At 66.8% G+C, this 13,898-nt stretch carries 8 protein-coding genes; 3 read left to right on the top strand and 5 right to left on the bottom strand.

All coding sequences use genetic code 11. The features are described 5' to 3' along the window. Positions 1 to 7: 7 nt before the first annotated feature. On the bottom strand, positions 8 to 1,252 hold the full coding sequence (gene ccrA / locus F0U63_RS15340) for a crotonyl-CoA carboxylase/reductase (protein ID WP_395846657.1): 1,245 nt from the start codon (positions 1,250 to 1,252) through the stop codon (positions 8 to 10). Between the two features lie 375 nt (positions 1,253 to 1,627). On the opposite strand from ccrA, the gene F0U63_RS15345 reads away from it, so the two are divergent. Then, positions 1,628 to 2,593, top strand: coding sequence for a hypothetical protein (locus F0U63_RS15345; RefSeq protein WP_395846658.1), 966 nt, complete (start codon positions 1,628 to 1,630; stop codon positions 2,591 to 2,593). A 222-nt stretch (positions 2,594 to 2,815) separates the two neighbouring features. Next, entirely contained in the window at positions 2,816 to 4,267 is a 1,452-nt protein-coding gene (locus F0U63_RS15350) for a metallophosphoesterase (protein WP_395846659.1), read from the top strand. A gap of 89 nt (positions 4,268 to 4,356) precedes the next feature. Here the strand turns inward: F0U63_RS15350 and F0U63_RS15355 are convergent, their stop codons facing one another. Together F0U63_RS15355 and F0U63_RS15360 are read right to left on the bottom strand one after the other, a co-directional pair. After that, positions 4,357 to 6,174 carry a M20/M25/M40 family metallo-hydrolase gene (locus tag F0U63_RS15355; RefSeq protein ID WP_395846660.1) on the bottom strand — a complete coding sequence of 606 codons (1,818 nt, stop codon included), beginning with the start codon at positions 6,172 to 6,174 and terminating at the stop codon, positions 4,357 to 4,359. 336 nt (positions 6,175 to 6,510) lie between these two features. Next, positions 6,511 to 9,216, bottom strand: a complete 2,706-nt coding sequence (locus F0U63_RS15360) for an ATP-binding protein (RefSeq protein ID WP_395846661.1) — start codon at positions 9,214 to 9,216, stop codon at positions 6,511 to 6,513. Positions 9,217 to 9,430: 214 nt separating this feature from the next. Between F0U63_RS15360 and F0U63_RS15365 the strand changes: the two genes are divergently transcribed. Continuing rightward, positions 9,431 to 9,859 (top strand): DUF533 domain-containing protein, encoded by a 429-nt coding sequence (locus F0U63_RS15365; protein ID WP_395846662.1) that lies wholly within the window; start codon positions 9,431 to 9,433, stop codon positions 9,857 to 9,859. 163 nt (positions 9,860 to 10,022) lie between these two features. On the opposite strand, the gene F0U63_RS15370 is transcribed toward F0U63_RS15365, so the two are convergent. Together F0U63_RS15370 and F0U63_RS15375 are read right to left on the bottom strand one after the other, a co-directional pair. After that, complete coding sequence (locus F0U63_RS15370) at positions 10,023 to 11,846, bottom strand: hypothetical protein (RefSeq protein ID WP_395846663.1); 1,824 nt, start codon at positions 11,844 to 11,846, stop codon at positions 10,023 to 10,025. A gap of 525 nt (positions 11,847 to 12,371) precedes the next feature. Continuing rightward, a complete protein-coding gene (locus F0U63_RS15375; RefSeq protein ID WP_395846664.1) occupies positions 12,372 to 13,898 on the bottom strand; it encodes a flavin monoamine oxidase family protein in 1,527 nt (508 codons plus the stop codon).

A 13,898-nucleotide genomic window follows, 5' to 3' on the forward strand; every position in this document is an offset into this window, starting at 1 on the left:
AGGGGTGCTACGGCGCGTCCTTGAGGCCCGGGCGAGGCGCCCCCACGAGGATGGCCATGTTGCCATCCGGGTGCTTGTTCTCGCTCATGAGCTGGTGTGCCTCGGGCAGGCTGCTGAAGGAGAACGTGCGGGACAGACAGGGGGAGAGCCGTCCGTCCCGCAGCAGCTCGTTGAAGGCGGCCGCCTGGTCGCGGTTGGCGAAGTGGGAACCCTGCAAGCGCTTCTGCCTCATCCACAGGTAGCGCAGGTCCATCGTGGCGTTGTAGCCGGTGGTGCCGGCGCAGGTGACGACCATGCCTCCCGTCTGGCAGAGGAAGACGCTGGTGGGGGTGGTGCTCTCGCCCGGGTGCTCGAAGACGAGGGAGGGATTGCGCTTCTCCCCGAGCGCGTCCCAGAAGGCCTTGCCAAAGGCCTTGGCGCCCTCCATCCACCGGTCATACGCCGCGCTGTCCGTCCAGTGCGGCAACATCCCCCAGTGATCGAAGTTGCGGCGGTTGATGGTGCCCACCGCGCCGAGCTGCTTGCAGAACCCGGCGCGATCCTCGCTGGAGACCACGGCCACCGGCCGCGCGCCCGCGAGCACCGCGAGCTGGATGGCCATGCATCCCAGGCCTCTCGCTCCGCCCCAGACGAGCACCGGCTCGCCCTTCTTCAGGGTATGGGGCATCCAGCCGTGGAGCATCCGGTAGGCCGTGGCGCCCACGAGCGTCGGCGCCGCGGCCTCCTCCCACGTCAGGTGGGGCCACTTGGGCAGACATTGCAGCTCCTTCACCCGGGTGAATTGCGCGAAGGAGCCCCAGTTGGATTCGTAGCCCCAGATATGGAACGAGGGGTGGAAGACCGGATCCATGCCCTCGGCGATCTCCGGCGCGTCCTCGTCCCAGCGGCCGCAGTGGACGACCACGTGGTCTCCCACCCGGACCCGGGTCACCTTCTCGCCCACCGCGTAGACGATGCCGCTGGCATCCGAGCCACCCACGTGGAAGTCCGAGGGATCTCCGTAGCGCGCGTGCAGCTTGCACGCATCCGCGGGGGTGCCCTGGGCGGCCCAGACGTTGTTGTAATTGATGCCGGCGGCCATCACGAAGACGAGCACGTCCCTGGGACCCAGCGGGGGCACCTCCAACTGCTCGAGCTGGAAGGCCGTGCGTGGCTCGCCGAGGCGAGAGGAGCGAATCACCTGGGCGAACATCCGGCGGGGCACGACCCCCAGGGGGGGCAGCTCACCAATGGGGAAGCAGTCTGGGCGCATGGGAGGCGGTCTCACGGGGCGTGCGGGGGTTCAACTCCGTGGGTCTTATAGGCGCTCCGCGTCCGTGGATACAGGGCGGCACCCGTCGCGGGACGGGGTGCTCCTGTATGTGGCGTTGGTGCTCGAAGGCTGGAGCGAACTCCGCGCGAACTGGAGTCATCACCCCTGATGACAGTTGTCACCAGTGATCACCCGCGGGAGGAGCGCTCTTCTCTGGTCACGAGAGGGACTCTGACGCGGATCCCCCACATTTTCTCGAATGTGGATAATTCCGGGGCGTCTGGACGCTGGCATGGTGGCTGCAATACTCTTCCTCATCGTCGTTCCTGATTCCTCCCCGCGCAGCACGTCCCCCGCGATTTTCCGGAGCCGCCCATGTCCATCTCTGTCAAGAACAACACCGCCGCCCTGCTGACCCAGTTCCTGCAGAGCTCTTCTACGCAGGGCAACCAGGGCAAGCTCAGCCTCGAGAACGCCGGCAAGATGCTGCAGATGCTCGGGCAGATGATGACGACCTTGAAGACCCTGCAGGACAGCATCCAGGGCCAGGGAGACTCGTTCGGGGGTGGCAGCAAGCCGGGCGGCACGGGCGGTGCGGGCGGCGCGAACGGTACCGGTGGAGCGGGTGGCGCGGAAGGCACCAATCCGCTGATCCAGCAGTTCCTGCAGCTGCTGCAGACGCTGTCGGCCCTCCAGAATCCGCAGGGCCAGCAGGGCGCCGGTGGCGGCCAGCCGGGAGCGCAGGGTGGCGCGCCGGGAGCGCCGGGAGCGCAGGGTGGCGCGCCGGGAGCGCAGGGTGGCGCGCCGGGAGCCCAGGGTGGGGTGTCGCTGCCCTTCGCCGCTCAGGCCCAGGTGCTCAACAACGTGAAGCAGGAGCAGGCCGCCCTGATGGGCAAGATCTCCGAGGGCGTGAAGTCCGGGAAGATCACCCCGCAGGAGCTGGGCAAGCTGATGCAGGGCGTGCAGAAGCTGGCCGAGGCGACCCGGGCCGCGTCGGCGGACGGCAACGTCACGGCCGAGGAGGCGGTGAACCTCCAGAAGATGAGCATGGAGAACATCACGAACACCAAGTCGGCGTTCGAGAACGGCGACAAGGCCTCCTTCGCCTCCATCAACCCGGCGTCCCAGCAGCAGGCCCAGCAGCTCAACGACATCGCCCAGGGCCTCGCGGACGGCTCCATCAGCAACCTTGAGCTGACCGACCTCGCGGAGGAGCAGGGCGCGCTCGCCGAGGCCCAGGGCAACGTCTCCTCGACCGAGGACGCCTCCAAGCTGCTCCAGGCGCAGCAGCTGACCGACCTCACCATCCAGATGGCCCGCCTGACCGGCAACAAGGCCTGAGCCGATCCCTGAATCACAGTCCTTTCACCCCTCATCGGCTCCGTGCCGGTGGGGGGTGAATCATTTCTGGGGGGCCTCGACGAAGCCCCGGTCGTTGGAGCTGCCCAAAATTCCCGTCCTTTCTTCTTTTTCTGGGACGGCGGCCGGGCCGATCGCTCTTCCTCGGGGAGAAGTGACGTGGGGACCACCGCCCCACGTCGTCCCCCCTGGAAGGAGACACCCTTGAGGACCCTGAGATTCGTCGCATCCCTGGCACTGGCGGGCGCGCTTTCCGCCTGCGGAGAGGGCCTCCCGGCCGAGGCCCCCGGGCTCGCCACCGTCGAGTCCGCGCTGGACTGCGCCGCCCTGAGTGCCCCCGTGTATCACCGCATCCGGCCGAGCTCGGGCGACAGCCTCTACACGACCAACGCGAACGAGGCGGCCAACGCCGCGACGACCTACAACTACACCGATGACCGTGGCGTGGCCTTCCGCGCCGCCAGCGCCACGGGGACGGGGTTGTCCCCCGTCTACCGCATCTACAGCCCGAGCCGGGGCGAGCACTTCTGGACCCTCGACGCGACGGAGAAGCAGGACCTGGTGAGCACGGGGGGCTTCACCACCGACGAGGGCATTGGCTTCTACGCCTCGAAGACGGCGGACCCGTGCCTCGTGCCCGTGTACCGCTTCTCCAACACGACGCTCAAGAAGCACCGCTTCGCCACCACCCAGGCCGAGCGCGACAGCCTGAGCGCCGCCGGGTGGGTCGACGAGGGCATCAAGCTCTACGCCGCGCCTTCCTCCCCCCAGCCGGTCGACACGAAGTTCACCTTCGTCGTCATCCCGGACACGCAGAACGAGGTCGTCAGCAACTCGACGCTGATCGACCACCGGATGCAGTGGCTCGTCGACAACAGGTCCGCGCTCGACATCCGCTTCGTGACGCAGACGGGAGACATGCAGAACTGGGACACGCCCGACCACATCCAGTACGAGCGCGCCAGCAATGCCCTCAAGAAGCTGGACGCCGCCGGGATTCCCTACGCGCTCGCCATTGGAAACCATGACTCGGCGGCCACGTGCCCTGGAGGCAGTGCCTGCCCGGGCAACGTGAACGCCAACCTGCGCAACACCACCACGTTCAACACGTACTTCCCGGTGACGCGGTTCAAGTCGCTCGCGGGCGTGTACGAGACGGGGAAGTGCGACAATGCCTATCACACGTTCACGGCCGGAGGCCTGAACTGGCTCGTGCTCAACCTGGAGTTGTGGGCGCGCACGGGCGCGGTCGAGTGGGCGAAGACCGTGCTGGCGCAGCATCCCCACCACAACGTCATCGTCATCACCCACTCGCACCAGACGAGCAGCGGTGGCATCGAGCAGAGCAACGGGGGCTATGGCAACAACAGCCCCCAGTACGTGTTCGACAACGCGATCAAGCAGTACGCCAACGTGCGGTTCATCTTCTCCGGCCACGTGGGCACCTCCGCCTACAGCGTGGCCACCGGTGTCCAGGGCAACAAGATCCACCAGATCCTGACCACCTACCATGACTCGTCGACGAACCCGACGCGGCTGATCGAGATCGACACTGCCGCGAACACCTTCTCCACGCGCGTGTACTCGCCCTACACGAACGCGGAGAAGCAGGACGGCTCGAAGTTCTCCGTCAGCAACGTCTCCTGGGTCCGTTAGCCCTGTGGGGTCCCTCACCCCTCATCGGCTCCCAGGGGGCTGGTGCGGGGTGACTCATTCGGGGTGTCGATGCTTCGTCCCGTCGCGGACTAGTGGAGGTCCGGCGTGACGCGCATCGGCGTGAAGAGGGGCCGGACGGTGGACGAGTCCTTCGCTGCCCCCTCCACCTCATCCGTCAACAGGTTGTAGAGGATGTGGGCGCTCTTGCGCAGATCCTCGACCGGAGCGCCCTCGTTGATGCCGTGGAAGTTGATGGGCGGCCCCAGCTTGTTGGTGAACAGCGCGCCGGCGGCGATCAGGTGCGTATTGCCCTTGGCATTCGTCGCGCCACCCACCGCCTGTGCCGGACACTGCTCGCCGAGGAGCTGCTCGTACGCCGAACTGACGCGCTGGAATGTCTCGCCCGTCGTCAGCCGGACGTCGGGCGGGAACAAGGTCGTCGTCTGGAATCCGAGGGTGTAACCGGTTTCGGCGGGGAATTGCCCCAGCAACTGCGTGAGGATGTCCTGGAAGCGGCTCGGGGTCCCCTTGCCTCCGACCAGACCCTCGGTCGTGCCGTCCCAGGCCACGCTGTGGTGGCCGAGGGCATAGCGGACGTCGACCTCTACCCGCGCGGCGACGTCGGGAGCGCCCGCCGGGTGGGTGTAGAAGCGGGTCACGGCATACGTCGTCCCATGGCCCGCGGTGAAGACCGCATCGTTGCGCAGCAGCAGGTCCGGGTGGTGCTCGCCGAAGACCTGGGTGCCCCAGCTCCAGGTGATGAACCGGATCAGCTCGCTGACTTCATTGCGTGCCAGCGGGTTGCCCACCTGCGAGCTCAAGAAGTTGGCCAGGGAGATCAGCGGGTTGGCGCCCCCCTCCCGGTTCTCATCCGGCGTCGAGGCGTGCTGCGCACCGCTCACCCGGGTGGTGAGCACGAGGCGGTTGTCGGCCAGTCCCGACGTGTCCACGCTCAGCGGAGCCCGGCGATAGGCGGGGTCGTCGAACCCATGGGCCTGGTACAGGGACGCCACCTGCTGAGCGAAGCTCTGGAGCGCCTGCGGCGAGTCCGAGCGGATGACGGCGGTGGCCGAGTCGGGAATCTGGTTCACGGGCCCCTGGGGGGTGTTGAGCGATTCGATCCACAGGCCCGTGGGCGCCGCGGTCCCGCGCTTGATGGTGAAGACGGGGCGCTCCATTCCCTTCTCGGCGCGCACGCACCAGAAGCCGTCGAAGATGACCCCCAGGTTCGGGTTCTCCTCTGGTTTGTCTTCCAGGTAGTAGGGCATCGCCATGTCGGTCTCCTCCGAGGTGTCGAAGATGACTTCCAGGGTGACGCGGTCGAGCCTGGGGTCGCCGTCGAACTGCCGGGCCACGGCCTTCAGGACGTTGAAGGCGACGAGGGCGGGGCCCTTGTCGTCGATGGAGCCGCGGCCGACGTAGAACTCCTGCTCCGAGCCCTGATAGAGCCGCTGCTCCTTCACGAGCGTGAAGGGCGCCCAACTGTCCTGGTTCCCAGCGGGCACCGTGTCCAGATGGCTGCTCAGCGCGACCCGGCGCGGCCCGGAGCCCACGCGCACGCCGAAGAGCCAGTACTCCCGGCCATTGATCGTCTTCTTCCACTCGAAGGGGACGAGCTTGTGGACCTGCTGCGTCGCATTGAATTGCGCGGTCTGGAACTGCAGCTCCTGCTGGAGCTGCTGGAGGTTGGCCACGACCTGGGCCTCGGACAGGTCCGCCCCGCGGTAGGTCTGGACCGCGACGAACCTCGAGAGGTCATCGAACAGCTGTTCGTCGATGTAGCGCTGGAGCTGTTCGAGTCCAACGTTCGACAGCGCCTTCTCCGACGGCTTTTCTTTTGTCGGGGTACACGCGCACACAAGCCCTAGGAGCGCCACGAAGGCGGGGCGGATTCGAAATCTAGACATATCATTCCTTCTGCTCACACGGAGCATTCGCTTTGCTTTGGCGGACCAGGGAAGACACTGACAGGCAATGTCAGGATTCTTCCGAGGTAGCAGCAGGAGCGGGGGGCTCATAATCAGGGAGAGCCAATGAAGTAAAGCGAATCCGCAACCTCGCGAACACACCTTCGCAGGGGCGGGTTGTGGCGTCTGGCTTAGAATCCTCTCAGGAAAACCCACCGGCTTGCTGGAGTAGGAGAGGCGTTGTCGGGTTTCGTTGACAGTCCGCTGGGCGCTGATTAGTCAATCTTCCCTGAAGCCGCTTCCAAAGTCACACATGGCTTCGTGCTCCTCGCCTCCTCACGCCGGCCGGGTGCGCGGCAGGACGACGGTGAAGGTGGCGCCGTGCCCGGGTGCGCTCTCCACCTGGACGGTGCCTCCCATGGCATCGAGAATCTGCTTCACGATCCACAGGCCCAGCCCGAAGCCGCTGTAATTGCGCTCACTGGCCACCCGCTCGAATTTCTGGAAGAGGCGGGCCTGTGCCTCGGCCGCGATGCCGATGCCGTTGTCGCGCACCGTCACCGTGGCCGAGGCCGCGTCGGCGCGTACCGTCACCGTCACGGGCTGGCCGTGGCCGTACTTGAGGGCATTGGACAGCAGGTTCTGGAGCACCTGATCCAGCCGCAGCCGGTCCCACTCCCCCACCACCGTGTCGGGGATATCCAGTCGCAGCTCGCAGCCCGCTCGGGCCGCGTCCTCCGCGCAGCGCGTGGCCACTTCCCGGGTCACGGCGACGAGATCCACCTCCCCCACCTCCAGCGTCAGCCGCCCCTCGGTGATACGCGACACGTCCAGCAGCTCCCGCACGAGACTGGCGAGCCGGTCCACCTGGCGCTGGATGGACGGGAACTTCATCCGGACCGTCTCCGCGAGCGAGCCGGGCAGCAGTGACTCCAGGCCGCGCCGCAGTCCATGGAGATTCAGCTTGAGGGAGGTCAGGGGGGTGTTCAGCTCGTGGGAGGCGATGCCGAGGAAGGTATCCCGGGCGCGGATTGCCTCCCGCGCTTCCTTGTAGAGAAGGGCGTTCTCGATCGCCATGGCGGCGCGCCCGGCCATCTCCTCGGCGAGCGCGAGGTCGGCCGGGCCATAGCGCTGTTCCGGCTCGGACCGCATCAGCGCGATGACGCCCATCGGCCTGCCCCGGATGACGAGCGGAACCATGATGCAGGAACTCACGCCCAGGGCGCGCATCAGGCGCAGGTGCTCCTCGTCCTGCGCACCCCCCACCAGCACCGCGTCATCCACCACCTCGACGAGCCGGGGCCGTCCCTGCCGCAACACCATCAGGTAGCGCTCATCCCGGTGGTGGTTGGGGGAGAAGCGGCGCTGCAGTTGCTCGACGAGCGGCAGCTTGTCGGCGTCCTTGTGGACGGCGGCGATCCGGCCGAGCGACCGCTCGTCCTGGAGCGCGGTGACGGTGCACCAGTCCGCGATGGCGGGGACGGCCAGCCGCGCGATGCGGGTGAGCGTGGCCTCGTAGTCCAGGGATTCCATGAGGGCAGTGCCCACCTGGGCGAGGAAGCTGGCGCGCTGCTCGGCCCGCCGCTGCTCCGCGTGGAGGCGGGTCCGCTCCAGGACCTGGGCGCACAGGTGGGCCAGGGCCTGCTGTAGCTCGCGCTCCTCCCTCGACAGGGGACACCACGTCTCGTAGGCGAAGCCCATCGAGCCGATCACCCGGTCCTCCACGCAGAGGGGGAGGCTCGAGCGGGTACCGCCCTGGAAGGTGTCGGTCCGCGCGGCGTCCGGGTACTCGCGCAGGTAGTCCGTCTCCGAGTCACAGAAGACGGGCCGCTGCGTCTTCACCGCGTCCACTGGCACCATCTTCGCCGTCATGGGAATGCGGCTGTACTGGCGGACCGGGTCGTCGCCCAGCCCCACCGCCCCCACCGCGATGAGCTCCGTGCCATCCGGGCTGAGCAGGCTGATCCCTCCCGCCCTCGCCCCCAGCAACTCGATGCCCGCGGAAGCGCTGATGCGGGCCACCTCGGCGGGTGTCAGGGCCCGCGAGAAGGCGGCTGTCACCTCCTGCAACTTCGAGGTGCGCTGGAGGTGCGCGACGCGCTCGGCTTCCACCCGCTTGTACTCGCTGATGTCCTGGACGGTCACGCCGCGAGCGAGCACCGCCCCCGAGGCCTCTCGCACGGCCGTCATCTCGAGCATCACGGGGAAGCGGCTTCCGTCATGGCGCAGGTGGACGGACTCCCAGGTGAGGTGTCCCTCGTCATCGACCTGACGCAAGAGCGCGGGGAGCCGCGCCCGCTCCTCCGGCGCGAAGAGGTCCTCGAGCGCCATTCCCTCCATGCCGCCCGGGGAGTACCCGTGCATCCGGCAGAAAGCCGGGTTGGCCCCCGTGAGTGTCTGGGAGTCCGTCATCCCGAAGACGACGCCAATGGACGAGCGCTGGAAGAGCATCTCCAGCATGCGGAGGTTCTTGCCGAGGGACTCCTTCTCCGCCACCACCTCGCGCAGCCGATCGCGCTCGGCTTCCGCCTCTTCACGCGCCACCCACTCCGCCGTCACGTCCTTGAAGGCGATGGCGACATGGGACACGTTGCCCCCCGCGCCCACCAGGGGAAAGAAGGTGCAGGAAATGGCCGCGCGCCGCGCCCCGCGCACGCCGAGCTCCCGGTGCTCGTTGGGGTCGTACCAGACCGTGGGGGTCTGGATGGTCTCACCTCGGAATGCACGGCGCACGAACCCGGCCAGGCCCGTCCGCTCGTTCTCCTTGTCCTCGAAGAGGTTGTACCCGGGCGGCGGCTCGGCCCCGAACATCTCGCGGTAGGCCCGGTTGTTCAGGCGCGCCTGCCCGCCCTCATCGAAGATGATGTAGGGCACGGGGGAGAGCGTGAACATTCCCTCCAGCAACGCCAGCGGCTCGGGACTCCGCGCGAGCCCCTCCCGCGGAGGGCTGTCTCCCGGTTGGGAAGTGGGGGTCCCCGCGGGCTCATCCTGGGCAGCCAGGTCGCGTCCGGCGTTGTCGTTCGGTGGGGGCGGATTGGACACGGGGACCTCGGCGGAGTCGCCTTAACATCTACTCCAGACAGGGCCGAATCGTTTTCCAATCCCCGTGGATTCGAAGTGCCCGGATTCACTCACCCGGGCGAAAACCGTTTCCGGTCCTCGTTGGCGCCCACTATCCTGCTTCGCCGAGCAGCCCGGCCCGTCCTGTGTCCGCGAGCCTCCGGCCAGCCGTGCGCCGCTCGCCTAAGGAGACGACATGACGCGCGAGTACCCCCAGGAGCAGCTGATGGCGTTCGTGCAGGCCATGGCCAACGTGGCGGCGAGCGATGGCCGCATCACCGAGGACGAGCGCCAGCAGCTCGATGACGTGGTGGTTGGCATGGGCCTGTCGCCCCGCGACGAGCAGGTCGCCGCGCTCATCGAGCGGGAATTCCAGAAGCCCAGCCGCCTCACCGACATCGTCGGCAAGATCGAGATCCGCGAGCTGCGCGCCTCCCTGCTGCGCATGATCGTCGAGGTGGCGTGCGCCGACGGCGAGATCGCGAACGAGGAGCGCGCGTCGGTGAAGGAGGCCGCCGGCGCCTTCGGTCTCGACGTGTCGGTCGCCGACGAACTCATCGACTGGACGCTCGACTCGATCAAGCTCGAGCAGCGCGAGCGCGAGATCATGGCGAAGCTGCTCTAGCGGAGGGGCTGCCGCGGAAGGCCGGCTCGTCGGCACGCGAGGGACTTCTCCTGGTAGAAACCGTGTGACGGCCAGTGCCTGCCTGGGAGCGGTCCTCTGAAGGGGATCAAGGGGGCTTGTGTGCCGGCAGCTGTGCTGGGATTCCTTGACCCCCTCCCAGCGCTCAGTTCGCGAAGCGAACGTTGTCCAGGTAGTAGGGGCCGGAACCGGTGGTCACGGAGAGGCCGAACTGGAGCTTCACGTCAGCGGGCACTTTGTTGAGGGCCGTCACGGTTCCCGCCTGGAGTGGGAACTCGAGCGTCGAGAAGGCTCCCCGGGGCAAGGTGTTGAGCACGGCGTTGCCTACCCATTGATTGCTGATTCCCGCGGAGGGAATCGAGATCAGCACTTCCACGGTCCCCACCCAGGCCGGGTTGGGCTGAACGGCCGACACGAAGAAGTCGAGCTTGAGTTTATTGCCCACCGGAGTGAGTCCCGCGGTGCTGAAGGACGGACTGACGATCTGGGCCAACCCCGTGGGCACCGCCACCTGGAGCGAGGAGATGCCCTCGGTCACCCGGCCCGTGTGGACCGGCAACGCGGTCTGGGCGGAGGTCCATGCGCCCGGTTTCTCGAAGCCGAGGATGGGCTGTCCCAGGAGGAAATCGGTCATCACCTGCTGGCGGAACGGGATGAACACCTGGGTCAGGGCATTCGAGATGAGGAACCGCTCCCGGCCCGGAGCGCCGGGGATGGCCTCTTTCTGCTCGGAGGTATGCGTGAAGGTCAGCGTCTTGGGGTACGGGGCGGACAACCCCACGTCGAGTTCGCTGGTGGCGCTTCCCGTGCCATCCACCGGTTCATGGCATCCCGCGCAGGAGAGGGACTGCGCACGTGCCACGATCTGCTCCGGGGTCAGCGTGCTGCCCAGCGCATTGAGCTTGCTCTGGAGGCTGGTCTTCAGCGTCCCTCCTGTGCCGAATGCGTTCAAGTAATTGTTCTGAAAAGGAATCATCAGGCTTTCCCCAGCCTCCATCGTCGTGGGGAGCGCGGACGGATAAGCGAAGCGGTTGAGGTCATCCGTGGAGGCGAGCCTGTCCACTGCGTCCAGGAAGAAGGAGCCCTGAAACCCCGTGACGCGCGGATCCGCCGAGGTGCCGGGGACAAAGAGCTTCGCGGAGGGATTGTCCTTGACGAAGGAGGGGATGAATCTCAGGGAGGGATTACCACTGGTGCCGTGCACCAGCCGGAATTCCCGGAGGGACCAGGCGTTGATGGGATCCGTGAGGGCCAGCAGGAACTCGTTGGTCCGGATCTGGCCGCTGTGCGCTCCCTCTCGAGCACCGTAGTGATCGATGTGGATGACGGGCTCGAAACCTCCCGGCAGGCCGTTGAAGAAGAAGCTGTGCAGCTCACTGGCACGGATGGCGGGACTCTTCGAGGGGTCCGACTGGTTCAACCAGAACTGGACGACGGGAAGGCAGGCCTGGCGACCCTGCTCCGGGTGGGGATTGGGCAGCCGGGCTTCGAAAATGATGAAGTTGCGCTCGAAGCCCGAGCGGCCGCCACCTGGAATGCCCGACCGCCTCGCGAAGACGAGTCTGTACTCCCCACAGTCCGAGCCGTCCGGAGGCGCCAGATCGAAGCGGTTCGACAAGGTCGTGGCCATGTAGGCATTCGCGGCCAGAGGATCACTGAACGGATCGTTCGTGGCGGCCGCCTCGTCTCCCACGCTCCGGGGGCACAGGACTGGCCACCCGTTGATGGACCCCGTGGGAACCTGCTTCTCAAAGGGAAAGGCGGGATTGATGGAGTTGGGGTCCACGGGTGGCTGGATATCTCCAGTCACCGCCGCCACGTCATCACAATGCGGGCCCGGGAAGCTACCGTTAGCGCCCCGCTGGAACGTGTCGAAGAGCTGATGAAAGAGATCCAGGGGCGTCTGGCCCGGGACTTGTCCCTGGGCGACCAGTTGTCCGAGGACATCCCGCAGCGTGAACGCAGACACGATGTCCGTGTCCGTGACGACCAGAGATTGGCGGGGCAAGATGGGAAATGGCAGAGCGAGCGCCTGAGCCGCCAGGGCTGACCTGGGCGGGGGCGATCCGGCTTGTGCCCCTTCCTCTTGTTTGAAGTCAGAACAAGAGGCGATCATGAGTGCCATTACAGCCAGCACGGTGAAACGCCGTCCGCGCTTTTTGGTCTCGATGATGGAGCTGCTCCACGAAATCCGCCCGATACCAGAGTTTGATTGTTGGAATTGCATGTGTTCTTCCCGAAAGCCTGCTTCAGCGGGCGGCCGTTGATTAATCGCCGGGAATGTTCACCGCCAGCAAACAACGGGTGATGCCAAAGGGCTCTACTTCGAAGGCATCTTGCGATAAGCCTTTTTCGGCGCCTCCACCCTCGTGGCCAGGGGCGCCACACGACGTGGCACCGTCAACCCGGTGAGGTAGAGGTTGGAGGTGCCGCCGCGGTGGGACTGGGGATGCCGCGAGCGGTACCTCATGGAGCAGAATGCCCTTACGCCCGCCTACCGCGCGGCGGCCCGGGGAGAGTCCACTCGCTCCTGCAGCTCGCTCCGGCGCTCGATGAGCTGCCGCGCGATCCGGAGCCCGGCGATGACGGCCCCTTCCGAGTGGCTGTTCTCCGTCGTGTCGCCTCCGATGTAGAGGCGGCCCTGGGGCCGGCGCAGCTCGTTCGCGAGCGCATCGAAGCGGGAGCGCCCGAGTTCCAGGGGCCAGTAGGCCACCGCCTGCGGGTAGACGAAGATCTCGGCGGAGCGGATGTGCTGGCGGACGCCCGGGAAGAGATTGTCGAGGGCCTCCGCGCTCTTCTCGCGCATCTCGTCGACCGGCAGGTTCATGACGTCGCGTGCGAACCGGGCATGCAGGAGCAGGGTGAGGACCCGGTCCCGAGGATTCTGCTCGCCATCCTGGAGTTCCGTCACGTCGTAGATGCTGCCGGCCGGCGAGTCCGAGAGCAGCGTCAGGACGTTCTCTCCGTTCACCTCCCACAACGGGGACGCCTCGGGGGCGACACGGAAGTGCACCTTGACGTAGCTTCCCAGCCTCGTCGTCTGGATGGCCTGCCACTTCTCGCGGCTGAGCGCGGGCGAGAACTGGATCCTCCCCAGGTGATGGACCGGCACGGTGACCACCACCATCCGCCCGGTAACCTCGAGGAACTGGCGGTCATCCTGGAGGACCCTCACCCGCACGCCCGAGTCCGTCTGCTCGATGGCGGTGACGCGGGCCTGTGTCATGAGCTGGCCGGGACGCAGGTGGGCGGCGAGCGCCTCGGTGAAATGCGTGTTGCCATCGCGGACGTGGTAGTTCTTCTCGCCGAACCCCTCCGGTGAATCCAGGAAGAGGCGCATCTCGTCGAGGCCATCGAGCGCGGAGATCTTGTCCCACTCGATGGCGATCTCCGGCTCCAGCGTGACGCGGATCCACTCGCTGACCTTGTGCGGAAGTCCGTCGCGGGCGATGAACTCCGCGAAGCTGATGTGCATGAGCGCGTCCAGCTCCGGCGACAGGGGCGTTCCCGCCTCATGACTGGCGTGCAGCTGGGAGTAGAGGTTCCAGGCCTTGGTGTTCCACCGGAGGAATGCCGCGCGCTCGTCTTCGTTGAAGATCCCCGCGAGGTATGTGTCGCGCGCTCCTTCCCCCTGGTAGGGATGGATCTGCCCATCGAGCCGCACGGACGAGTGGGCGACGTCCTCGCTCAAGTCGAGACCGAGCTCCCGCAGCAGGGCCACCGCGGGGCTGCGCTCGAAGAACTCCTCCATGTGAGCCTCGGCGGTGGCGCCGTCGGAGAAGGTGATTGTCTGGACGCGGCCGCCCAGGCGCGGAGCCGCCTCGACGAGCAGCGAGTTGATGCCCGCCTTGTTCAGCTCGTAGGCCAGCGTCAGCCCCGTCAGACCCGCGCCGACGATGATGACAGGGGCGTCCCTTGACGGCGTCGGCGTCGCGGGGGGCTCCGGGTTTCTGCCAGAACAGGACTGGATGGCGAGAACCACCATCAACAGGCTTGAGAGGAAGTACCTTCTCTTCATCAT

The organism is Cystobacter fuscus (genome assembly GCF_044360685.1).
Taxonomy (GTDB): domain Bacteria; phylum Myxococcota; class Myxococcia; order Myxococcales; family Myxococcaceae; genus Cystobacter; species Cystobacter fuscus_C.